This window comes from Nonomuraea sp. NPDC048882, from assembly GCF_040649755.1.
Taxonomy (GTDB): Bacteria; Actinomycetota; Actinomycetes; order Streptosporangiales; family Streptosporangiaceae; genus Nonomuraea; species Nonomuraea maheshkhaliensis.
In genome coordinates, this window is the sequence record NZ_JBEZGB010000028.1 from 90,405 (window position 1) to 112,576 (window position 22,172).

Consider the following 22,172-nt stretch of genomic DNA (forward strand, 5'->3'; position numbering starts at 1 on the left):
GCACAGGTAGGTTGACGGTGGAGCTTCGTTCCATGGTTCGGTCTGGGACCGGGTTGGCGCCGTGAGCGACCGGCGCCAACCCGCGTCCGGGCGTCGGGCAGGGTGGTGATGGGCTTGGAGCGGGGCAGCGCGGCCAACTCCTTGGCGCTGAACAGGGCGGCGTGACGCCAGGCGGGCAGGACAGCGATCCGCTGGGCCGTCTCCCCGCCCAGCTGGGCGTCGCGGACGCATCAGGTTGAGCTGGCCGGGTTTGATGACCTGTTCGGAACCGAGCTGTCGCTGGTGCAGCCAAGCCTGCCGCGCTCCCGGTTCATCCGGGTCATTTGCCGACGAAGGCCAGCAGCGCCTCGTTGACCTCGGCGGCGTGCGTCCACAGCAGACCGTGCGGCGCGCCCTGGATCTCGACGTACTCCGCCTCCGGGAACGCCTCGTGGAAGGGGCGTCCAGTGGAGTCGATCGGGAGGATGTTGTCCTTGGTGCCGTGCAAGATCAGTGACGGCTTGCCCGCCGCGCGGACTGCGGCCACGTCCTCGCGGAAGTCCTCGATCCAGGCGGACACCACCGCGTAGGCTGCGACAGGGGCGGAGATGGTGGCGGTGTTCCAGTTGGCAGTGACGACCTCCTGGCTGATTCTGCTGCCCAGGTTCTCATCCAGGTTGTAGAAGTCCTTGTAGAATTGGGTGAACCAGGCGTAGCGGTCGGTCCGTGCGGCCTCGGCGATACCGTCGAACACCGACTGCGGCACTCCGCTCGGGTTATCGTCGGCCGCAACCAGGTACGGCTCCAGCGACGCCAGGAACGCCAGCTTGGCGACCCGTTCGTGACCGTGGGTCTTCACGTAGCGAGCAAGCTCGCCGGTGCCCATAGAGAACCCGACGAGGATGACGCCGCGCAGGTCCAGCGTCTCCAGGAGGGTGTTCAGGTCGGCGGCGAATGTGTCGTAGTCGTAGCCGCTGCCGACCTTACTGGACTGGCCGAAGCCGCGGCGGTCGTAGGTGACGACCCGATAACCGGCGGCGAGCAGCTCGCGAGTCTGGAGTTCCCAGCTGTGCCCGTTCAAGGGATAGCCGTGGATCAGGACGACCGGCTGGCCGGATCCCTGGTCCTCGTAGTACAGCTCGATGGTGGTGCTGTTCTCGGTACCGACCCTCATGTAGCCCATGAAGCCGCTCCTTTTTTGGATCCAGAGAACTCTCGTTCTCGCGATTGGACGGTGTTGACCGTCTATGCCGGGCCTTCTCCGCGAAAGCGAGATTCGGGTCACGTTGACGCCGCGCCGGGGATCGGCTGTGCGCTGCCGACGGTCCCGTGCTCGGCATGCCCGGCGCCAGCGGGAACGATTCTCCGAACGCCATCCTCCCAAGTAATTTTTCAGGCCAGATTCTCCGCCCGACCGTCACCGCCCTGGCTCACCGCCAGGCCTGCGCACGCTTCTTGGGATGAGCTGTCGCCGGGGCATTGAGGGCCGCTCGGCCCAGGCGGCGTCTCGTCGGGTGTTGGACACCGTTCTCCCTGGTGATGCTGTCGGTGTGGGTGCCGGCTCAGGCCGCGATGGTGGCGTGCATCTCCCACACCAGGATCTCGGCCGGCTCCGTGGCGATCACCCGCTGGCCGCCGATGGCGGTGAACCGGGCCGCGTCGCCGGTCACCAGCTCCCCCGCCCCCTCCAGGCTGACGGCGCCGCGCGCGACGAACAGGTGCAGGTAAGGGGCCTCGGGGAGTTGGACGGCCTGACCGGGCTGGAGCCGGGCGGCGTACAGGGCGGCGTACTTGTTCCTGATGCGGATCGCCGCTTCGCCGTCGTGCTTGCTCATGCCCGAGGCGACCGGGACCAGGCCGCCGGAGAGCAGTTCGTGCTCGATCTCCAGTTGTTCGTAGCCGGGTGTGATGTTGTTCTCATCCGGTACGACCCACATCTGGATGAAGTGCACCGGGTCGCGGTGGGCTTCCCCGCCGAGTCGCCAGGAGTCGTTCTTCTCCGAGTGCAGGATGCCGCGGCCGGCGCTCATCCGCTGCGCCAGGCCGGGATAGATCACGCCGTTGTGGCCGGTGGAGTCCTGGTGGACCAGCGAGCCCTCCAGAACCCAGGTGACGATCTCCATGTCCCGGTGCGGGTGGGTGTCGAAACCGGTGCCGGCGTCGACGACGTCGTCGTTGTTGACCAGCAGCAGCCCGTGGTGAGTGTTGCGGTGGTCGTAGTGCTGGCCGAAGGAGAACGAGTGTTTGGAGTCCAGCCAGCCGAAGTCGCTCGTGAAGCGCTCCGCGGCGCGGCGAATGTCCACGCCGTCCGGAAGGATGATGTCGCTCATGGTGCCTGACCTCTCTATGGGTGGTGAACCGGGTGCGTTTCAGGCGGTCTTGATCGCCGAGACCTCGAACGGGATGGTGATCGAGTTGGTCACGCCCCTGATGGACAGGTCACCGGTCAGCTCCAGGCTCGTCTCGCCGGTCCGGCGCACGCCGGTGGTGAAAAACGTGATCTGCGGGTGCTCGTCCATGGCGAGGAAGTCGTTGCTGCGCAGGTGCGCGTCCCGCTGCTCGTTGCGGGTGTTGATGCTGGCGGCCTGGATGGTGACGTTCGCGCTGGACCGGCTCGGGTCGGCGCCGTCGGCGGTGAAGCGGCCCTCGAACTCGTTGAACGAGCCGCGGACCTTGGTCACCATCGCGTGCCGGGCGACGAACCCGATCCGGGTGTGCGCCGCGTCGATGACGTAGACGCCGGACAGGTCGGCCAGCGCGGGGGGACGGCGTGGGCGGTGGTCATGGCTCTGTTCCTTCTGGTCAAGTGGGCGAACCCCATTTAGGTGACGCGTCACGTACTGTACTTGACGCATCCAACCTAGGTGATGTGTCAACTATTCCCGGGTAGGCTTCTGTCCATGGACGCAGCGAGCCCGTGGCTGACCGAGCAGCAGCAGCATGTCTGGCGCAGGTGGTTGGCGTTGAACGCGCGGCTGCCGGCGGCCCTCCACCGTGAGCTGCAGGCAGACGCCGGTCTGTCCCTGCAGGACTACGACGTGCTGGTCCGGCTCACTGACACGGCCGAGGGCCGCATGCGGGTCTCCGACCTCGCCCGCGCCCTGCAGTGGGAGCGCAGCAGGCTGTCGCACCATGTCACCCGTATGGCGAGCCGCGGACTCGTCGAGCGCGAGGAGTGCTCCGACGACGGGCGCGGCGCCTTCATCGTGCTGACACCGGCAGGGCGTGCGACCATCGAGCAGGCGGCACCGGCTCACGTGGGCACCGTGCGCAGACTCGTCTTCGACTCGCTCTCCGAAGAGGAGCTCGACAGCCTCGCCGCCATCACCGACAAGGTGCTCACCCAGTTGGAGCGGGACGCGATGTCGGCGTACTCATCGGCGTGCAGAGGTGCGTACGAGTATTCGTGCAGAGGAGATTAGGGGTAGGCGAAGAGGGTGAGTGCGCAGCTGGAAGCGACGGCCAGGGTGTGGCCAGTCGGCGAGAAGCCTGCTGCGCGGATCTCGCAGCTTTCTTCGCGGTGGATGTGCCACCAGGTTGATCCGGTTTCGTCGTGGTAGGGATCGCCCTTTTCGGACAGCAGGACGCTTTCGTTGGGCCAGTCGGGCGTGACCACGTCGAGGGACCATCCGTTGGGGGTAGTTGTGTGCAGGCCGCCGCCCAGGAGTCCGGAAATGGGAATGGCGGTGCCTGCGAGGGGGCCTATTCCTTGGCAGGTGAGGGTGTAGTCGTTTGGCCAGGCCGGGTCTGGATCGCGGTCGCGCGCTATGCGCTGGCCGGTGACGCAGTTGACGAGGCCACGTCCCTGGTGAGATGTCACGAGGATGAGGTCTTCGCCTGATTCGGGGTGCGGGCCGAACCCGACGCCGGTCAGGCCGCCCACCGGTAAGGGTGGCAAGGGCCGCCATGGGGCGGGTGGTGGTTGGAGCGGAGCGTTCCGGAACCGGGCGCGGAGGCGTTCGTGATGGGCGTTCAAGGCGCCGGGTCCTGTCCTCTGGTCGGATGTGATGCAGGGCTGGAGCATCGTAGTATGCCGGGCAAGTTGGGGCCAGAGTTTGCCTGGTCAGCCGGTGGCGGCGATGTCGGTGGCGACTGCGGCCAGCCGGTTCTTGAGCCGGTAGCTGGGGCCGTTGATCGCGATGACTTCGCAGTGGTGCAGCAGCCGGTCGAGGATGGCGGTGGCCAGGACCTCGTCGCCGAAGACCTGGCCCCATTCGCTGAAGGCTTTGTTGCTGGTCAGCAAGATCGAGCCCTTTTCATACCTCTTTGAGATCATCTGGAAGACCAGGTTGGCCTCGTCGCGGGCCAGGGGCAGGTAGCCGACCTCGTCCAGGACCAGGACGTGCGGGCGCAGGTAGGCGCGCAGTTTGGAGGCGAGCCGGCCGATGGTGTCGGCGGCCTTGAGCTGGCGGACCATGTCATCCAGGGTGGTGAAGTAGACGCTGAAGCCGGCTCGGCAGGCGGCGACGGCCAGCGCGACGGCGATGTGTGTCTTGCCCACCCCAGGCGGGCCGAGCAGGGCGGCGTTGGCCTTGGCCTCGGCGAAGGCCAGGCTGGCCAGGTCACGCACCTTGCGGGCGTCCAGCTCCGGTTGGTAGGAGAAGTCGTAGTCGTCGAGCGTCTTGTGGTGGGGCATCTTGGAGATGCGCAGGGCGTGCCGGATGCGGCGTTCCTCGCGGACGGCGTGTTCTTCTTCCAGTACCAGGTCCAGGAAGTCCAGGAAGTCCAGGTAGCCGAGCTGGGCGGCATCGGCGCGGCCGACGTGGTCGTTCAGCTGCTCGGCTAGGTGCGGCAGGCCCAGTTTGGTGGCGGTGGCGGTGGCGCGGATGCGGGCGGTGACCAGCTCACTCAACGTCAGATATCCCTTGCGGCTCGCGGAAGGTTGGCTCGTGGCGGTGGGGCGCGATCAGGAGAACGGGCCGGTGCCGGTGATCTGGTCATAGACCGACAGCGGCCGGCGGCCGACCTTGACGTTGGCGGCGTCGGCCCGGCTGAGCAGGAAGCGCAGCGCTCCGGTCGGTTCGGGGGTGGTTCGGCGTGCTGCCAGCTCATCCGCCGATGCCGATCTGGATGCTGGCGTCGGATCGGTTTCGCCGCTGGTCGTGGTGGCGCGGGTGTGCCCGTCGGGCAGGGCGCGCCAGTGCTCAGGATCAACCACCCGGGCGCCGCGGCCGATCGCGCGTGGGTGCACGGCCAGTAGCGTGATGCCGTGCTCGTCGGGCACCGTGGTGTGCAGGCTGACGGTGGCCGAGGAGGCGCGCACCTCCACCAGTTGCCGGGCTGTCACCTTGGTGGCCGGAACCGAATACAGGTTGGCCTCGAAGGCGACCAGGCAATCCTTGCCGACATGGCGCAGATACCGGTTGGCCACGATGTAGGGCCGCGACGGGATCGGGCGCAGCGCGGCGTGGTCGCGGCGGGCCCGCACCCCGATCACCTCGCCGTGGGTGCGATGGGTCAGGCGGCGGCGCAGCGGCACCCAGGCCTTCTGGGCCTGCCATCGGCGGGCGTTCGAGCATTTCGGCGGCGTGCCTGGCTCGATCGTCTATGACCGCACCAAAACGGTGGTGCGCCGGCACGTGGCGCCGGGCAAGGCGGTGCCGCTGCACCCCGAAGCGGTGGCATTTGCCGGGCATTACGACTTCGGCATCGACGTGCTGGCCGCCTACCGGCCCACCGGCAAGGGCCGAGTGGAGCGTCAGGTGTCCATCGTGCGCGACCATGTGCTGGCCGGCCGCTCGTTCGCCTCGCTGGACGAGCTCGACCACGCGTTCCTCAGGTGGCCAGATCCTGGCTGGTGGTGAAGCAGCAAAACGGATCGCGCGAGTACGACAGCACCATGTGGAAGGAGTAGACCTTGGCGATCCCGACATGGGCGAGGATGGCGCCCTCATCGCCCCAGTCGACCTGGGCCTGGGCACCGGGCACCACCTCGAAGCGGCGGTGCAGCCGCGCCAGCTCCTTGGGGCTATAGCCCAACTCCGCAGCGATGCGTGGCCGCGCCTGCTGCAGATAGAGCTTGACCCGCTGATAGTTGCCGGTGAAGCCGTACTCCTCAACCAGCTGCTCGTGGATCACCGTGCCCTTCAACAGCAACTCGGCCCGCAACCACGCATCGACCACCGGCGCATACGCGTCGATCACCTGGTTGCGCCGGCTCGGCCGCCTCGCCGCCACCGGAGGCGCCACCGGGCCCTCATGCTCCAGGTACTTGCGACCGTGCGCCAGTTCAGTCCGGTCTCCCGGGCGATCTCCGAGATGCTCGCCCCGGACTCCCGCAGCACCCGGAACCGGCGCAGCTCCAGCCACCGCTCGGCCTCCAGCACCATCGCCCGCCCCCGCCAAGATGATCGACATCATCTGGCAGGTTCCCTCAACGCCGCCCACCCCAGCCGCAGACACGCCGCTCACCTCTGTACGTTTACCCGTACCTGACCTTGCACCTGGCCCCGTACGCCGACACGCGACGCCTTGAACGCGGCAGATCCCCGCGTTGGCGCACCCGGCGTTGGGCGCCGAGGTGGAGTTCGAGCGTGTCGCGGTCACCGCCGAGCCTGTCGTGATCTATGTTGACTGCCCGCCTTCGGTCACCGAGTGCGGGCTGTCGTTGGTCGTGGCCCATGGTGGCTCAGCGGGTGTCGCGGGCCGCGCGCTTGATGAGGTCGGTGACCGCGGCGGGTTCGGAGATGGAGACCGCGTGGGAGGCGTCTTCCACGGTGACGGTGCGGGCGCCGGCGCGTTCGGCCATCCACTGCTGGGGCCTTGGGCGGGATGTTGTAGTCCTGTCCGGCGATCAGAGCGTAGGAGCGGATGTCCTTCCAGGCGGCCTTGGCGGCCTTCTCCTCCAGGGCCAGGATGGAGACCGGCCGCTGGGTGGCGGCCATGATCGCGGCGGTGGTGGCGGGCACGTCGGCGGCGAACTGCTTTGCGGAACTTGTCCTGCTTGATGGTCAGCTCGGTGCCGGTGCGGCCACCGGGCAGGGGTTAGAAGGCGGTGTTGAGGGTCTCGGCCAGGGTGCTGCCGGGGAACTTGGCGGCCAGCTCGCCCGCGCTCTCGCCTGCGTCGGGGATGAACGCGGCGATGTAGACCAGGGCCTTGACGTCGGGATCGCCAGCGGCGGCCTGGGTGATGACCGAGCCGCCGTAGGAGTGGCCGATCAGGACCACGGGCCCTTGCACGGAGTCCAGGACGCTGCGCAGGTAGGCGGCGTCGCTGCTCAAGGAACGGCACATGTCACGTCCCCCTCTCGTGGGCCGCGCATAGCGGCCAAGGCTCGCCAGATGCTGGTGGCGGCTCTCTTGGCCTGAAGCTTGGGTGCGGTGCGTCCGGCTTGCGCGAGATGCTGCAGCGCCGAGTGCCGGAGCTGATGCAGGGTCCAGCTCTGGCGGTGCGGGTCGAGTTCGGCGGAGGCGGTCTTGAACAGGTACTCGGCGCGAGGGTAGGACAGCCGCCCCCGGCCGGTGGTGGGGTCGATGTCGGCTGTGGCCGGCGCTCGGCGTCCGGAGGCAGGGGCGCGCCGGTCGGCCAGGAACACCGGCCCCGAGGTGCGGCCGGTCAGCAGGCGGGGCAGGATCCGGGCGGTGGGTGGGCCAGTGCACGTATTGAATGGCGCCACCCTTGGAGACGACGTGGGTCCGACGGAGCTCCAGATACGTCCGCCTGGGTGAGGAGACCTCCGCGTGTATCACCACCGAAGCCGACCCCGTCCAGCGCCGCCGTCCCCGCTGAGCTCGACCCTTCAGCCGGATGAACTCACCAGGTCACGTGATCGGCCACACTCGCAGCACCTGATCGTCGTCGGGATCGAGCGCGACCCGGTAGCCGACCGCGTGCAGCGCCTCCTCATGCGCCGCTCACGCCCGTCCCGGCCGGACGGGATCAGGCGGGCGGGTCTGCGTAGACGTCGTGCAGCATGCCGGTGGCTTGGCCGACCTCGATGAGGTGCCCGTCCGGGTCGCGCATGTAGCAGCGGATCTCGGCCTTGCGGTCGATCGGCTCGGTGAGGAACCGGGCGCCGAGCGACGTCGCGTGCGTGTGGAAGGCGGCGATGTCGGCGACGCGGACGTTCATGAAGGCGGTCACCGGGTCGCCGGGCTCGGGCGCCCGCAGCGTAACGTCCGGTTTGTCCGGGGTGGGGCCGCCGCCGGGGTTCATGATGATCCACGTGTTGGCGACCTTCACGATCGCCGGGTTCTCTTCAAGGACGACCTCGCCGCCCAGGACGTCTGCGTAGAACGCGCGCGAGCGGGCCACGTCCCGGACAGTCAGAAAGTGCGTGACTACGAGCCCCTCGACGGGCGCGGGCAGTTGTTCGCGGTCGACCATGCTCATCCCCTCACAGGTTGTGGTGCGCTTTGTGCGCCCAGCGGGCGGGGTCGGCTCCAGGGCGTCCCGATCCCAGCGGGCGACCTCGGCAGCGGGCCTCACTGCAAGGTGTCACGGGTCTCGTGCGAGTCGGCCACGCGCAGCCGCGGCCAGACCTGCCGCCCCATCGCCGTCCCCCCTCGGCCGGATGTCGTGCGCCGTTCTCGCGCAAGGGGGTCATGCCCGGCCGGACGGGGGTTAGTCAGGCAACGAACGTCACATCTGGCCGACGTCTTGGTCTGCTTCGCGACGTAGTCGACCACCTCGTCAGGAAACTCCGCCCGCCCGCGCGGGAACCGCCCGTGCTGCGTGAAGTACTTCAAGGCTCCGGGCAACCACGGCCGGCCTCTGCTGACCCATGCCGACCGTGTTCTGGTCACCGTCATCTACCTGCGTCAGGTCTGCCCGCAAAAAGTCCTGGCTGCTCTGCTCGGCACCAACGCTGTCACCATCGGCGAGGCGATCCGGGAAACCCGCGCCCTCATGGACGAACAGAAGATCACGCTGGACCAGACGACGCACTACTTCTCCCAGGCCCAGGACCTGCATGACTGGCTCGACCACGGCGCAGTTACCAGCCAGATGCACATCTTCCAGGCGCTGACTCACCCCCAGCTGACCGGCATGCCTCGCCGCGACTTCCACGCCCTGGCCGAGCGGCTCGCCATTCCCTACCAGGCCCTCCTCGAACAGCGCCGCCACCATCGCCGCGGCGGCGACCGACGACCGGGAACACGCCGCGGCGTCTTCCCCCAGAAGATCACCGACATTGACCGCATCCTGGCCACCGTCCTGGCCCAGCGCCACCTATGCAACCAACAGACCCTGGCCGATCTGTTCGGTGTCAGCCGGGGCACCATCCGCAACGCCGTCGATGATGTCCTTCCCCTGCTCAAACTGGAGGGGCATCTGCCCGAACCAGCCACCCGTCACTTCACCACGGCTGCAGACGTTCTTGCGTTCGTCACCGGCGCTTCCGTCGACAAAACGCCAAGTTGAATTTTCACAACTCCACTACCTGCGCAACCTTCTGACCTGCGTGAACAAGAGTTCCCAGCCGTTCGTGGCCACTCTGGTCCGCACCATCTTCGACCAGCCGGATGCTGCCTCGGTGCGCACCCAGCACGCCTGGGTCGTGCAAACCCTGGAGGCCAAACACCCCGCCGCGGCTGAGCATCTGGACGCTGCCCGCGAGGACCTGATCGCCTTCGCCGCCTTCCCACGCGAGATCTGGACCCAGATCTGGTCCAACTGTGAGGATCTTCTTGTACCGCCCGGACGAGGTCCTGGCCCGTGGTCCAACTGGCCGTGCTGCCTTGGGGTTGATCTGCCGGTCCTTGCTCCGGGCGGTGCTTGCTGGCGTCGGACCGGCAGACGTGTCCCGATAGGGGCCTTGCCGCTACAAGGCACCGTCACAGTTCTGACCGTCACGCCGGCCCGACGACGGCCATCCCCTCACAGGTCGTTCAAGGAGCCAGATGACTACCATCAGCAGGCCCGAGCCCGACTCCGGCCGTCAGATCGAGGACATCGTTCTGGGCGTCGATACGCATACCTCCCAGCTCTGTGGTGTCCGATCACCTGGCCCCCTTCGCCCGAATGCGGACGGCTTTCCCGTCCTCCTTGGCCGGTCGCTAGTCCGGCGACTACTACGGGGCCTCCGTCGCCATAGGAAGATCTCTTCCCTTAGGCGATCCCATGTTCGTCCTTGTCGTACGTCATAGCGTGGTGTAGGTGCCCCACTCATTCCCTTGAATGCCCGGGGGTATCACTCTAGGTGTGTTAATGGTCACCAAACGTAGACGGAAGTCTGTAAAGATCATTCACCATCTCGGGGGAGAACACGATCATGTCCACGACACGGGGAAGAACCGCGCTGGCCGCGGTGGGACAAGACCAGCGCGATGACGCATCGGCGCTGTTGGGGGCGGCTGCTCATCATGGCGGGGGAAATCCCCCCACCGTGACGGCGAGGTGCCGTTGCGGGACCTGCTCGGCGATCAGGTGCTGGACCTGCTGCTGGAACGCTCACGCGACGGGGCGGGCGGGCTGCGGCTGACCGGTGAGGGCTCGATGCTCGGCGAGTTGGTCAAGGCGGTGCTGGAACGCGCGCTAGAGGCCGAGCTGTCGTCCCATCTGGGCTATGGCAAGCACGAGGTGGCCGGCCACGGGAGCGGCAACTCCCGCAACGGCAGGATCGGCAAGACGGTGCAGACCGGGGTGGGGCCGGTCCGGCTGGCCGTGCCCCGGGACCGGGCCGGCACCTTCGAGCCGGTGCTGGTGCCCAAGCGGGCCGGCCGCGTCTCCGGCGGCCTGGACGACCTGATCATCAGCCTGTACGCGCACGGCATGAGCGTGCGTGACATCCAGCACCACCTGCGCCAGATCTACGACACCGACCTTAGTCACGAGGCCATCTCCAACATCACCGACGCCGTGCTGGAAGAGGTCCGCACCTGGCAAGCCCGGCCGCTGGAGGCCGTCTACCCGGTGGTGTTCCTGGACGCCATCGTGGTCAAGGTCCGCGACAACCACAGCGTCCAGGCCAAACCCGCCTACCTTGCCGTCGGCATCGACGCCGACGGTGACAAGCACGTGCTGGGCATCTGGCTGGCCAAGACCCCGCTCGATGCCGCCACCGCCGGTGAATCGGCCCGCTTTTGGAGTGCGGTGATGAACGACCTGCGCAACCGGGGCGTGCGCGACATCCTCATCGCCTGCACCGACGCCCTGGCCGACTTCTCCGCCTCCACCTGGGGCCAGCGGTATCCGCAGGCGGCCCGCGTGTTCGAGGCCGCCTGGGACCGCTTCATCCCGTTCTTCGCCTTCTCCCCGGCGGTCCGCAAGCTGCTCTACACCACCAACAGCATCGAGTCCCTGAACTACCAGCTGCGCAAGGTCACCAAAGCCCGCGGGCACTTCCCCGGCGACGACGCCGTGGTCAAGCTGCTGTGGCTGGCCATCATCAACATCGAGGACAAACGCGCCCGCGAACGCGCCGTGACCAAGGAGAAAACCGGCAAGATCAAAAACTCGCCCAGCACCGCCCGCCTGATCGAGGGACAGCGCACCATCGGCTGGCGCGAAGCACTCATCGAACTCGACATCGCCTATCCAGGCCGAATCAGGTAAAGACCGCTCACAAAGCATTCAGAAACGATCTTTACACACCTGAAGTGACAACCTCTTTTCGGCAGGCGCAAGTTCGACCGAGGCTGGTTGGCCGGTGGGTCGGCGGTCGAGTCTGGCCTGCCGCCAGGCGGTCAGGGTGGGCTCGATTAAGGCCCAGCGGGCGTCGGAAATGTCGCTGCAGTACGGCTTCCGTTCGCTCATGGCGGAGCTTCTACCCGAAAGATATGATCGATAGTGGGCTTCGGCTAGTCGGGAGCGCCTCCCACATTTCTAAACTAGACGGAATTTGAGCACCATTTCATCATCAAATGGTCGCTCGCATGGGCGATGAGGACTACACAAAGCTACACGTATAGGAAAAGAGCCCAAAGGGCTGCGACTACAGAGGTGGGCATATGCCAACCAACCATGCCTAAACACCCACTTAGAGTGATACCCCCGACGCGGGAGGGCTCATCAGCAATCAGCGAGTCGGGTGCGGATGTGATCGGCCTGCGGGAGGCCTAGCTCGGTGAAGATTGCCGCTGCTTGCCGCCAATGGTGGCGGGCCTGTTCCTGGTCGCTGTGCCGATGGTGCAGGCGGCCGAGATGGTCATGGATTTCGGCCCGGTTGTATGGATCACCCTGATCATTGGCAAGAACCAGTGCGGCGGTGCAGTGGTCGAGGGCCTCCGTATTTCGGTGGCCTGCTTCAGCGAGGGCCGCGAGTCCGGTGAGGGCGTCGATCTGCCCGAGCCGCGTGCCGATGTTGCGAGCAAGCTCTAATGCCTGTCGGAGGTGGGCGAGGGCATCGTGATGCCTGCCTAGGCGGCGGTGGACGACACCGAGCTTATTGAGGACGAAGATCTGCCTATCGAGGTTTCCTATGGCCTGCGCCAGGGTCAACGCCTGGCGAAGGTAGTGGAGAGCCTGGTCGAGTTGATCGGCTCTCTCGTGGATCTCCGCGAGACTGGCCAAGATCACCGCCTGTGCGGACCGGTCGCCGCTGTCGTGGGAGAGGCGTGCAGCTTCCTCAAAAACCCTTGCTGCTTCGTCGTTTCGGTCGAGCCTCAGGAGATTTCTGCCAAGGTTGTGCAGGGGGGCGGCAAGGCCGAAGTGGTTGCCCACCTCACGATAGAGGGTGATCGCCTGCTCACTATGGTCGATCGCGGCCTGATAGCGGCCCATACGCGTGTTCAGGGAGCACAGGTTGCTGTGCACGTCGCCTTCCCCTGACCGGTCGCCGGATGCCTGGTAGTGGGACAGCGCACGGGTGTAGTACTCCATGGCGGTGTGCAACTCGCCCCGCATATGGTGCACGACTGCCCGGGTGTTCAGCGTTCGACCTTGACCGGCCCGGTCGCCAACGATGGCGTAAGCGTCGTGAGCCGCTGTATTGTGCGCCAGCGCGTCGTCGTACCTCCCCAAGCGCATGGTGATCACGCCGAGATGGCGATGTGCTGCGGCCAGTCCGGCGTGATCTCCCTCACGACGAGCGGCATCAAGCGCGGCCGTGTGGAGCACCAGCGCATCGGTGTAATGGCCGTTGTTGTCCAGGTAGCGCCACAAGATCGCTGACAGCGGCGTAGCGTAGTGGAACCCGCGCTGGCCCGCGATGGCGAGCAGGTTCGCTCTTTCCGTATCCAACCAGTCCAAGGCCTCACTGGCAGTCACGAACACGACGTCAGTCGATGCGTGGCACGCGGGACGCAGGTGGGCCTCGTGCGGCCAGGCAACCGTCATAGCGGCCGCGGCGGTGTGAAGGTAGTAGTCGGCCAGACGGGTCAATGCCGCGTCACGGTCATCCCGACTGTGAGCCGATTCAGCGGTCTGGCGGGCGTGGGCCTTGAGAAGGTCGTGAAGGGTGTACCGCTGCGGAGCGCAGGCGGTCAGCAAATTGGCGGAAATCAGGGCGTCGGCCAGGGGCCTGACTTGAGCAGGCGGCAGACCGAGCAGGGCGGCGGCCGCGTGCATATCGAAGTGGTTTCCGGGATGGAGACCAGCCAAGCAGAACAGGCGCTGCTGATCGTTATCCAGCCGGCGGTAGGACGACGCGAACGCCGCCGCCACGTCCAGGTCGTCGATCTGCAATGTGGCGAGCCGATTGCGATCGTCGCGCAGCGAGGCTAGCAAATCGGTCAGGGACCATGAGGAGTTGTGGCGGAGCCGGGCGGCAGCAATGCGCAGGGCCAGCGGTAACCGGCCGCATAACTCGACCACCTCGTTCAGCTCGGCGGGCTCGGCCGACTTTCCATGCATGTCCGCGATGCGAGCGAACATGGTGATCGCGTCTGATACTGGCAAGCCCGGCAGAGACAGCGTGTGTGCGCCCTCCAGCGTGGCCAACCGCCGACGGCTGGTGACCAGAACGAGACAGCCCGGTGTTCCCGGGATGAGTGGCCGAACCTGAGCTGCGTTCGCCGCGTTGTCTAGTACCAGCAAAAGTCTGTGGCGAGCGGTCTCCGCCCGCCAGCAGGCGGCCCGTTCGGACAGCGTGGGCGGGATGTCTTTAGCCTGGACGCCGAGCGCGCGCAGCAACATCTCGAGGGCTGCTGCCACATCCATCGGATCCTGACCCGGGGTATGGCCATGCAGGTCGACAAAGAGTTGGACATCGGGGAAGCGATCGGACAACCGATGAGCCACATGGACGGCCAGTGCGGTCTTACCGACACCGGCCATGCCGTCGATCACCCCGATCATCACACCGGCGACAGCCGTTTCCGCCACATCGCTCAGCCGAGCGACCTCAGCATCGCGGCCGGTGAAGTCCAGGACCTCATACGGCAACTGGCGCGCGACACGAAGGGATTTGGGAGGCTGAGCCGAAGCCGTCGGGGACGGGGGCTCCAGCCCGGGATCGGCGCAGAGGATCCGCTCGTGTAATCGAGTCAGCTCAGGGCCGGGATCCAAGCCGAGTTCGTCTGCCAACCGTGACCGCGTCGCGCGGTAGGCCTGAAGGGCGTCGGTCTGCCGGCCGCATCGGTACAGCGCCAACATGAGCAGTCCCACCAACTGCTCATGCAGCGGATGTTCTTCAACCAGGGCGGTCATCTCGGCGACGACCGTGGCATGTAACCCCGACTCCAGTTCCAGTTCGGTCTTCGCGACGATCGCCGACAGGCGGGTCTCGGCGAGTTGGGCCGCTGCGGCCCCGACCACCGCGCCGTCGACCCCTGCCAGAGCAGGTCCTCGCCATAGCGCCAGCCCTACCTGGAGTTGTTCGAGGGCTTCTGGCCGATTCCCGGCTTCTCGCGCGTGGATCGCGCGTGCCACGCACTCATCGAACCGGACGACATCGAGCGTGGCGGGATCCAGCCGAAGGAGATATCCAGGGGCCTGCGCCGATATCACCGCTCCGAGGGACGTCTGCCTCAGCATCGAGACTGCGTTCTGCACCTGTCGACGGGCCGTGGTTGGTGGATCACAGTCCCACACCGTGTCGACCAGGTGGTTCACGGGGACCACTCTGCCGCGCGCCAAGGCCAGAGCCGCCAGCACCCGCCGTTGCTTGGGACCGCGTACCGGCAGCAGACGCCCGTCAGCCCATACCTCTAGCGGTCCCAGAATGCGTATCTCCACCTAGCCCTCCGAGTACTCCCATGCTCGGCCAGATACCGCCGATCGGCATCTACATCGAAGGCTACGGCGCGCTTATTGGCTCCGTGCGAGGAATCGAGGACGAACCGAGGACGGATGGAGGACGCCGCCGACCATTATCAATCAGGAGGAGCCTCGCTCTCTGGACCGAGCTTGTCGTTCACGTTAGTCAGGCCGCACGGCCCAGGGGCCTGTCGGAGTTTGAGAGGAGCGTCACGTTTTTCCGAAGGACAGAAGGCTATTTGACGTTACCCATGGGGCTGTGTCGCCGATCACTGGCTGAGCCGGCCACCTAAGCGCAACAGAGTCGCAACCCGGAAGGTGTCAACGGCCGCCCTCCCACACCCCCGAAAACAGGCCGCCAACTGCGGTAACGGCGTGTGGGGCGCGGGCGCGCACCGGGGCGGGCGGATCCCTGGGGCAGTGAACGACCGTGCCGAGCCCCGGCGACCCACTGCGCAGCGTCGTCGACAACTCATGCGCAGAGCAATCAAGAGAGGACTGGTCCACTCATACAGGTCGGCGCTCGACGGAGCAGTGTCGATTTCACCGGCCGGCCTCTCCTAGCCGAATCGTTTCAATCGAGATTTACAGGAGGTCGCAATGGACATCAAACGCAAGATTTCTCTGGCCGCCGCAGTACTGCTTTCTGTGGGAACGCTATCCCTCGCCGCTTCGCCAGCGGCGGCTACTGAACAGAGCAGCGAAAGCGCCCGTCTCGCCTTGCCGTCGTGCATCGAAATCGATCAGTGGAATCACAACCACCTCTACGTGATCAGCCACTGCACGACATCGTACAACATCAACGTCATCTGGAGCGGGGCGCCGGACAGCGGTTGTCACACGTTGACCGTCGGCGAGAGGGAGTACCACGCATCGAGATCCCCGTTTGCCCAATTCGACGAAGTCAGGACGTGCTGAACCGCAAGCGTCACACGGGCGCGTAATGTCCCGCCAGGCGGCATGACAGGCAGGCGATCTCGGCCGAATCGGACCGCAAGACCTTGATCCACGGCGGCCACGCATACGCTACGGCATCACCGTTGATGCCGTCGCCTCTGACGTGGTTGGTACTGATGCCACGCTGAGGTGTCCGCTGATGGCGTTTCGCCAGCACAGGTGATCGGCGAGCGGGCGCTGGACCGTCCGTATCCGCTGATGCCGATCCTGCTCGTGCCGTGGGTTCAGGATGTGAGAAGGCAGGAGCAGGTTACGTCCACGATGCTCTGGCGCTGGAAGGGCCCGCGCAAGTGCGCGGGCCCTTCCAGCGACCTGCTCCTGCCGACTGATCGAAGCTCGGCCTGAATCCAGGTGCGCCGTGAGGCGCTGATGATTTGAGTGGAGGTGAGAGACCTTCGCCGCCGTTCCTGTCGTAGCAGGACGGTGAAGCCGGCGGCAGCCTGACCCGGGAGAGGGCGGGAGCAGCCGCGACAAAGCCGGACGGGCCAGCACTGCCAGATGGCGTGGGTCCGGCGAGCGTGACGGAAAGAAGTACGCGAGGAACCAGCCCGAGCACGTCCCTTAAAGGCTCACCGGCTCAAATCTGGTGGATAGGGGCCGGGTGCGGTGCGCCCTCGTCCGGATGGGCGGGGAACTTCCAGATCGCCACGTGGATGTCGTTCTGGGAGGTCATGAGGAAGGTCTGCGGCGTATTCATGGCGATGCCGCAGAGGTAGGGCTGGATTCCTCCTCCGTCGAGCGAATAACAGCGAACACGGGAACCGTCTCGGCTCTGCCCGGCTGACGTGCATCCGGTGCGGAAGGCGGGCTGGGCTCATCGTCGGCCGAACGGGTCGGGACGGGGCGGAGCCGCCGTAGTAGTCCGAGTCCGGGAGAGCCGGACACATGGCCAAGGGCGGCAGCGGTATCGACGATGCTGCCGTGCCTCAGCGTGCCCTGCACCACCCGCAGATCCGAGCCCGAGGCCAGGGCGAGAGTTGCCGTACCGTGCCGCAGGTCATGCAGCCGCATCGGTGGCATGTCGCTGGCTCGTACCAGCTGGCGGAACCGGACGGTGAGGTAGTCCGGCCGCATCGGGGACCCGTCTACACGGGCGGAGACCGGCCCGGATTCGTTCCAGGTGTCGCCCAGCAGCTGTCGTCGGGCCCGCTCGTGGCGGATCGCCGCGGGCGAAGGCGAGGAGAACTCGGCCAACTGCTCGGCGGTCCACACCGCCACCGTGGGTCGCTGACCGCTCCGCCGCCATGCGACGACCCGGCGCTCGGTCCACACCTGTGGATACGGCTGGCGCGGTGCCGGCAGCCGGATCATCCGCGCCGGGTTGGCACGATCAGCCCTCACGAACGGCGGCGTTCGATGCCGCGCGCAGCGTCGCCCGGATCCGGTGCAGGGTGGAGGACGCGGTCGGCTCCCTCATACGGTTGCGCCGGTTGGCCAAGACGGCGAAGATCCGCGCGATGTCGCGGCTGGCCGGCTCAGCCAGCCCGAATTCGGGAACCCTGACGTTGGGGATCAGCACGTACGGCGATAGGGGAGTTCGGGGATGTAGGTCTTCCACTCGTCGGGGGACAGTGAGCCGACATCCCGGCAGAGCGCCTTCCTGATCTGGTCGGGGCCTATGAGGTGGGTGCGGAGCCGGCCTTGGTCATCGGTGCTGAAGATCGTGGATCCGTCGGCGGAGAAGGCGAGGGCAGTGACCGGATGAGGCTCGGGGGTGTCTTTGGGCATGAAGAATCCGGTGAGAGGGAGGCCGAAGGGGCGACGGTTGGCCATGTCCCATAGCTGGATCTGCCCCGTCTTGTCTGAGCTGGCGAGGACCCGGCCGTCGGGGGAGAAAGCCATGAGGGGGTTATAGCCCAGTTGGGTGCCCGGGCGGACGGTGAACTTCGGCTGGAGGGTCGAGGCGTCCAGGATGGTGATCTCAGTGTCGCCCCAGTCGGCGATGAAGTCCTTGCTGATCGCCTCGCCGGTGTTCGGGGCGCCGTTGGCGGGCAGCAATATTCGCGCGGTGGCGGTTTCGATGACGCCCAGGTCCTGACCGGCGATGATGGTCTTGCCGTCCCGTGAGAACAGCGGGCGGGGCAAGCCGAAGCCGAGCTCCAGCGAGGCGGCCTGCCGCCCGTCGGCCTGGAACCGTTTGGCGCCTGTCGTCACGTCCCACAGTTGCAGGATGGTGCCCGTCTTCGTACCGCCGGAAAAGGCGACTGCCACGGTGCGGCCATCTGGGGAGAACTGCACCTGGCCGCTTTGGCGGAAGGTTGCCGCTCCCGTTTTGTCGACCTTGAGTGTAGTGCGCTTGGCGCCCCGAGCGACGTCCCAGATCTCGATGGAGAGGTCCTTGCGGCGGCTGGCGAGCAGCTTGCCGTCCCGAGATAGCGTGTAGAAGCCGTCGCTGGTCCCGTCTGCTGAGGTGATCGGCAGTTCTGTGCGTTTTACGCGCTTGGCCGGATCCCAGATCTCCAGCTTGCGGTGAGCACCGAGTGCGAGTGTCGACCCGTCCTCGCTGAGCGCGGCGGAGTTCCTGCCGAACGAGAAGGCCACCGTGTCCGTGACGGCGCGCAGCGAGATGAACTTGGCGGTGCCGTCTTTTGCGAAGCAGCGAAGGGTGCGGCCGTCGGGCCCGATGACCTGGTCGTGGCACCTCGGGTCGGAGTACCACCAGACCGGACCGGGGCCGCTGCCCAGCGACCAGATCACGCCGTCGATGCCGACGAGGCGGCTGTCGGGACTGAAGAAGATCTCCTCGTTGATGTCGGGTTCCGCTTTGGGGATCGTGTATTCGATCTCGTCGTTCTCATTGAGGAGGCGGAGCACGATGTGCTTGTTCTGCCGGATGGCGAGGATCTTGCCATCGGGGCTGTAGCTCAGGGAGCTGACGTGGACGTCTTTGCCGATCGGCTGAGAGTGCAATCGCTTCCCGGTTTTCAGATCCCAGGTCTCGAAGCTGGTCTCGCCGTTCCAGGCGAGAACTCGCTCGTCCGGCGAGGTCTCCACGTTGAACCACGAGGCGACCGGGATCCGCAGGACGCGCTGTCCCGTCCTGAGATCCCACGCCCTGATGACCTTGTTTTTGTTGGACGCGGAGACGAGAAAGTTGCCCTTCGCGCTGAGGAACGTCTCGGCTCCTTCGGGGTTTCCCACATCGAGCGACTTCGGAATCTGCCGGATGGTCGTGGTGTCCCAGATGCCGGTCGTCCCGTCTGCGTGGATGACCCCGAGCAGGCGTGCGTCCCCGCTGAACGTGACGTCGAAGATCGGGGCTCCGGGAATCGCGAACTCCGAGACCACTTTGCGGGCATCCAGATCCACAAGCTTGATCATGTTCGCTTCGCGCCTGAAATACGCGACGAGGTGCCCGGTGCGGGCGACTTTCCAGATCGAGTTCGCGGCCAGGGGCGGCCTGTAGTAGTGGCTCTCCCACTGGTTGTAGGTGGTCACGAGGGCGCTACGGCTATCGAATCCGTCGGGTGAAAGGGCTCCCGACGCTATCGCCAGTTGTTTGGCCGATGTCGGGTCGGTACGGCGCAGCGCGGTCGCGACCCCGGCGACACGGCTGCCGACGGACGCCTCAAGCTGCCGGGAGACCGTCTTGTTCTTGTCGGACAGCTCTGATCCCTGGTAGATCGCCAGCACGGCTGTACCGGTCGCCACCACCAGCAGGGCGGCGAGTACCGCGCTCAGCAGGGTCCGATTACGCCGTCGGCGTTCGGCCGCCTTGGCTGAGGCGTCCAGGTAAGCGCGTTCCATCACATTGAGCCGGAGATGCCGCAGGCCTCCGGCTATCCAACCGACAGCCCGGTCGAGCTTGCTGCCCTGCAGCAGGTCGCCGTTCTTGCGTCCGTGCTCGATCCAGTTCCGTGTCGCCTCCGCCAGATCATGGTGGGCGTTCAGCGCCCCGTGATCGCCGTTCACCCAGGCCCGCAGCCTCGGCCACGCACGGATGAGCGCAGGTGTCGCCAGCGTGAACACCGCCCCCTTACGGGCGACCAAGCCGCCAGCGCACAAGACCTCCAACAGCTTCTGGAGGGTTCGATCGTCGAACTCGCCGTCGTGAAACTCCACGTACGGGACCTTGCGGAGTGTGTGCTGCGCGTCAGGGAACGCGGCGATCATCCGAAGCAGCAGGCGGGGAACCAGTGTCTGCTCCTCGGCAGTGCACTCCGCGAACACCTTCTCCGCGGTCTCCCCCAGCGTGGGGTCATCGTCCGCCCCGGCCCTGTCGTGGTCGGCGGCCCGCTGTCCCGCGGCGAGCGCAGCGTGGCCGTCACCGCCCGGCAGGCCGAGAAGTCCGGCGAGCAGGGCGGGGGCGGTCGGGCGGTCGGTTGCGTCCTGGGAGAGGGCTCGGGCGACCAGTGGCTGGAGCTGCGGAGGCAGCCTGTCCAGGTCAGGCCGATGGTTGAGGATCTGGTAGGCGAGAGCGGAGAGGTTGTCTCCGTTGAAGGGGACTTCACCGGTGGCGGCGAACAGCACGATCGTGCCCCAGGCCCAGATGTCAACGGCCGGTGTGGCTCGGTCTCCCCGGAACAGTTCGGGAGCCATCCAACGGGGAGTGCCTTTGAGTTGGTCCGTGGCGCTGCGAGACATTTCTTCGGTGCGGGCGATCCCGAAGTCGATGACGCGTGGCCCGTCGGGTCCGATGAGGACATTGGCCGGCTTGAGGTCACGGTGCATGACCCCGGCCTGATGGATCGACGACAGCGCCGTGACGACCCCGATGGCCAGTCGGACGAGCTCCTCAGCCCTGTAAGGTCCCTTCTCGTCGACCCAGCTCTGCAGGTCGGGTCCAGCGACGTACTCGCTGACCAGGTAGGGCGGATTGTGGACGAGGTCAGCGGAGATGATCCGTGCGGTGCAGAAGGGCGCGACTCTGCTGAGTGCTGCGACCTCACGTCGCAACTGGTTGCGATAGGCGTCGGTCAAGTAGTTGGCGTGCAGCGCCTTGACCGCGACCCGTTCACCCACGTCGTCGTACCCCTCGTACACCACGCCCTGCCCACCCGCGCCGAGGCGTCCGGCCAGCCAGTACGCGCCGAGCTGGCGCGGGTCGCTCGATGCCAATGGCGCTGCCACAAGCCGCACCCTCCATTCAGGGACATGATCGACAAGTTAGATGCCCGATATCGTCCTTTTGTTGTTGGCATAGCGCCCCGAAGGTTCCCGTATGGGTCGCGGCTCCGATCTCGGGCCCGAATATTCGCTGGTGACGTCCCTCAGCACTTCCGAAGTGCCGCGATTCCGCTCAGGAAGGCGGAACTACTGCCAGCTGACCCGACGGACGGTTAGCTCGTCTGGGTGCGCCCCTTCGTTGCCGACGTCGTTCGCGCCCGATCCGAATTGAGCACCCTGAGCCGAAGATGGACCTGCGGCGTACATGAAAAGCATCCTGGTCATCACTAGCGGCCGGCTTGGCCATACTGCCGCACGGTAGGTGCTGGCGGGCTTGATGCGGGCGGTGCTCACGGTAGCGACCGTGTCGGCCAGCAGGGCGAACGCGTGGCTTCGTGGTGGACGGGCACATGATCAAGGAGTTTGCGACTGCGCTTGCCGAAAACTCTGCCCACACAGGTCAAGCGGCACGTTATCCTCCCAGCTGGCCAATTGAATGTAAAGTGAGAATGGTCAAGCGATGCCATCCGGTCCGTGGTTGCTCGATGGGTGCTCGTCGGCACCGGATATGACATGGCGCCGGGCGGCATTCTTAGGCATTTTGATAGCGGAATTCGCGAACAGCGCGGCACTTTGAGCCATAGTGCGGCATGGCTCGGCAGAATGTCTTTCGACTTTTAATCCGTAGGTTCCGGGTTCGAGCCCCGGGCGCCCTACCATCCTCCACCTCAGATCATGCCCCTGACCTGGGGCTTCGCCGTTGGACGGCCGGAGTTCCGTAGGCAGTCGCAGGCTGCTGGAAGCCGTCGGATGCCACCCTTCCCGGCATATACACGGAATGGATCTTGGCGCGTTTCCGCAGGTCGCGCCGACAATCCGAGACCGTTCGCGGAGCCGTTCCGCGACAACGACGAAGAACCCCGAGATGTCCCCGGGGTCCTCTCGCGAAGGTCTAGCCTCGATCTTTCGTGATCAAGGTGTGGCCAGCTGAACGGTTCGGCTGAGGGTCGAATACAGGCGGTGGTCAGCGCGCTGGCCCGGCTGTCGCGCC

The 22,172-nt window shown here is 66.2% G+C and carries 18 protein-coding genes and 3 pseudogenes; 6 read left to right on the forward strand and 15 right to left on the reverse strand.

The genetic code is table 11. The annotated features are described in order from the left end of the window. Positions 1-319: 319 nt before the first annotated feature. From AB0C27_RS51865 to AB0C27_RS51875, 3 genes are all read right to left on the reverse strand, one after another. Positions 320-1,162 carry an alpha/beta hydrolase gene (locus tag AB0C27_RS51865; RefSeq protein WP_357861978.1) on the reverse strand — a complete coding sequence of 281 codons (843 nt, stop codon included), beginning with the start codon at positions 1,160-1,162 and terminating at the stop codon, positions 320-322. Positions 1,163-1,541: 379 nt separating this feature from the next. Then, the gene (locus tag AB0C27_RS51870) at positions 1,542-2,309 is read right to left on the reverse strand and encodes a pirin family protein (protein WP_357861980.1); all 768 of its coding nucleotides are present in this window, start codon (positions 2,307-2,309) and stop codon (positions 1,542-1,544) included. 39 nt (positions 2,310-2,348) lie between these two features. Then, positions 2,349-2,834, reverse strand: a complete 486-nt coding sequence (locus AB0C27_RS51875) for a YceI family protein (RefSeq protein WP_357861982.1) — start codon at positions 2,832-2,834, stop codon at positions 2,349-2,351. 45 nt (positions 2,835-2,879) lie between these two features. On the opposite strand from AB0C27_RS51875, the gene AB0C27_RS51880 reads away from it, so the two are divergent. Next, the gene (locus AB0C27_RS51880) at positions 2,880-3,401 is read left to right on the forward strand and encodes a MarR family transcriptional regulator (protein WP_357861984.1); all 522 of its coding nucleotides are present in this window, start codon (positions 2,880-2,882) and stop codon (positions 3,399-3,401) included. Here AB0C27_RS51880 and AB0C27_RS51885 read toward each other — a convergent pair. From AB0C27_RS51885 to AB0C27_RS51895, 3 genes are all read right to left on the reverse strand, one after another. Next, on the reverse strand, positions 3,398-3,862 hold the full coding sequence (locus AB0C27_RS51885) for a hypothetical protein (RefSeq protein ID WP_357861986.1): 465 nt from the start codon (positions 3,860-3,862) through the stop codon (positions 3,398-3,400). The genes AB0C27_RS51880 and AB0C27_RS51885 overlap by 4 nt on opposite strands. 180 nt (positions 3,863-4,042) lie before the next feature. Beyond that, a complete protein-coding gene (gene istB / locus AB0C27_RS51890) occupies positions 4,043-4,831 on the reverse strand; it encodes an IS21-like element helper ATPase IstB (protein ID WP_357861988.1) in 789 nt (262 codons plus the stop codon). Between the two features lie 54 nt (positions 4,832-4,885). After that, a complete protein-coding gene (locus tag AB0C27_RS51895; protein ID WP_357861989.1) occupies positions 4,886-5,458 on the reverse strand; it encodes a hypothetical protein in 573 nt (190 codons plus the stop codon). Between AB0C27_RS51895 and AB0C27_RS51900 the strand changes: the two genes are divergently transcribed. Beyond that, entirely contained in the window at positions 5,427-5,783 is a 357-nt protein-coding gene (locus AB0C27_RS51900; RefSeq protein ID WP_357861991.1) for a hypothetical protein, read from the forward strand. The genes AB0C27_RS51895 and AB0C27_RS51900 overlap by 32 nt on opposite strands. On the opposite strand, the gene AB0C27_RS51905 is transcribed toward AB0C27_RS51900, so the two are convergent. The 4 genes from AB0C27_RS51905 to AB0C27_RS51920 all read right to left on the reverse strand — a co-directional run bounded on the left by AB0C27_RS51905 (position 5,755) and on the right by AB0C27_RS51920 (position 8,311). Next, entirely contained in the window at positions 5,755-6,339 is a 585-nt protein-coding gene (locus AB0C27_RS51905) for a hypothetical protein (RefSeq protein WP_357861993.1), read from the reverse strand. The two genes, AB0C27_RS51900 and AB0C27_RS51905, sit on opposite strands and share 29 nt — an antisense overlap. Positions 6,340-6,963: 624 nt before the next feature. Beyond that, positions 6,964-7,200 carry an alpha/beta hydrolase gene (locus tag AB0C27_RS51910; protein ID WP_357861994.1) on the reverse strand — a complete coding sequence of 79 codons (237 nt, stop codon included), beginning with the start codon at positions 7,198-7,200 and terminating at the stop codon, positions 6,964-6,966. Beyond that, the gene (locus AB0C27_RS51915) at positions 7,197-7,595 is read right to left on the reverse strand and encodes a hypothetical protein (protein WP_357861996.1); all 399 of its coding nucleotides are present in this window, start codon (positions 7,593-7,595) and stop codon (positions 7,197-7,199) included. The genes AB0C27_RS51910 and AB0C27_RS51915 overlap by 4 nt, the downstream gene beginning before the upstream one ends. A 263-nt stretch (positions 7,596-7,858) precedes the next feature. Further along, positions 7,859-8,311: a VOC family protein gene (locus AB0C27_RS51920; RefSeq protein ID WP_346114098.1), complete on the reverse strand. Its 453-nt coding sequence runs from the start codon at positions 8,309-8,311 to the stop codon at positions 7,859-7,861. A gap of 342 nt (positions 8,312-8,653) precedes the next feature. Here AB0C27_RS51920 and AB0C27_RS51925 point away from each other — a divergent pair, with 342 nt between their 5' ends. The 3 genes and pseudogenes from AB0C27_RS51925 to AB0C27_RS51935 form a co-directional block, all read left to right on the forward strand. Further along, entirely contained in the window at positions 8,654-9,343 is a 690-nt protein-coding gene (locus AB0C27_RS51925) for a hypothetical protein (protein ID WP_357861998.1), read from the forward strand. Then, positions 9,300-9,596, forward strand: a pseudogene (locus AB0C27_RS51930) (transposase); the annotation flags it as partial. The gene AB0C27_RS51925 and the pseudogene AB0C27_RS51930, both read left to right, overlap by 44 nt. Positions 9,597-10,387: 791 nt before the next feature. Further along, positions 10,388-11,476, forward strand: a pseudogene (locus AB0C27_RS51935) (IS256 family transposase); the annotation flags it as partial. A 69-nt stretch (positions 11,477-11,545) separates the two neighbouring features. Here the strand turns inward: AB0C27_RS51935 and AB0C27_RS51940 are convergent. Together AB0C27_RS51940 and AB0C27_RS51945 are read right to left on the reverse strand one after the other, a co-directional pair. Then, a pseudogene (locus AB0C27_RS51940) lies at positions 11,546-11,677 on the reverse strand (IS5/IS1182 family transposase); the annotation flags it as partial. Between the two features lie 255 nt (positions 11,678-11,932). Further along, positions 11,933-14,914: a BTAD domain-containing putative transcriptional regulator gene (locus AB0C27_RS51945; RefSeq protein ID WP_357862000.1), complete on the reverse strand. Its 2,982-nt coding sequence runs from the start codon at positions 14,912-14,914 to the stop codon at positions 11,933-11,935. A gap of 744 nt (positions 14,915-15,658) precedes the next feature. Between AB0C27_RS51945 and AB0C27_RS51950 the strand changes: the two genes are divergently transcribed. Continuing rightward, positions 15,659-15,976: a hypothetical protein gene (locus AB0C27_RS51950; protein WP_357862002.1), complete on the forward strand. Its 318-nt coding sequence runs from the start codon at positions 15,659-15,661 to the stop codon at positions 15,974-15,976. A 732-nt stretch (positions 15,977-16,708) separates the two neighbouring features. Here AB0C27_RS51950 and AB0C27_RS51955 read toward each other — a convergent pair. The 3 genes from AB0C27_RS51955 to AB0C27_RS51965 are packed head-to-tail and all read right to left on the reverse strand — an operon-like array spanning position 16,709 to position 21,085. Continuing rightward, the gene (locus AB0C27_RS51955) at positions 16,709-17,326 is read right to left on the reverse strand and encodes a tyrosine-type recombinase/integrase (RefSeq protein WP_357862004.1); all 618 of its coding nucleotides are present in this window, start codon (positions 17,324-17,326) and stop codon (positions 16,709-16,711) included. A 19-nt stretch (positions 17,327-17,345) separates the two neighbouring features. Continuing rightward, positions 17,346-17,534, reverse strand: a complete 189-nt coding sequence (locus tag AB0C27_RS51960; protein ID WP_357862006.1) for a hypothetical protein — start codon at positions 17,532-17,534, stop codon at positions 17,346-17,348. Further along, positions 17,528-21,085, reverse strand: a complete 3,558-nt coding sequence (locus AB0C27_RS51965; protein ID WP_357862008.1) for a WD40 repeat domain-containing serine/threonine-protein kinase — start codon at positions 21,083-21,085, stop codon at positions 17,528-17,530. The genes AB0C27_RS51960 and AB0C27_RS51965 overlap by 7 nt, the downstream gene beginning before the upstream one ends. Positions 21,086-22,172: the final 1,087 nt, after the last annotated feature.

Bases quoted from the DNA above. Each gene is read 5' to 3' on its own strand.
- AB0C27_RS51955 (WP_357862004.1), bottom strand. From the start codon at position 17,326: ATGATCCGGCTGCCGGCACCGCGCCAGCCGTATCCACAGGTGTGGACC.
- AB0C27_RS51905 (WP_357861993.1), bottom strand. From the start codon at position 6,339: ATGATGTCGATCATCTTGGCGGGGGCGGGCGATGGTGCTGGAGGCCGA.
- AB0C27_RS51875 (WP_357861982.1), bottom strand. From the start codon at position 2,834: ATGCGTCAAGTACAGTACGTGACGCGTCACCTAAATGGGGTTCGCCCA.
- AB0C27_RS51950 (WP_357862002.1), top strand. From the start codon at position 15,659: ATGGACATCAAACGCAAGATTTCTCTGGCCGCCGCAGTACTGCTTTCT.
- AB0C27_RS51865 (WP_357861978.1), bottom strand. From the start codon at position 1,162: ATGGGCTACATGAGGGTCGGTACCGAGAACAGCACCACCATCGAGCTG.
- AB0C27_RS51870 (WP_357861980.1), bottom strand. From the start codon at position 2,309: ATGAGCGACATCATCCTTCCGGACGGCGTGGACATTCGCCGCGCCGCG.
- AB0C27_RS51880 (WP_357861984.1), top strand. From the start codon at position 2,880: ATGGACGCAGCGAGCCCGTGGCTGACCGAGCAGCAGCAGCATGTCTGG.
- AB0C27_RS51920 (WP_346114098.1), bottom strand. From the start codon at position 8,311: ATGAGCATGGTCGACCGCGAACAACTGCCCGCGCCCGTCGAGGGGCTC.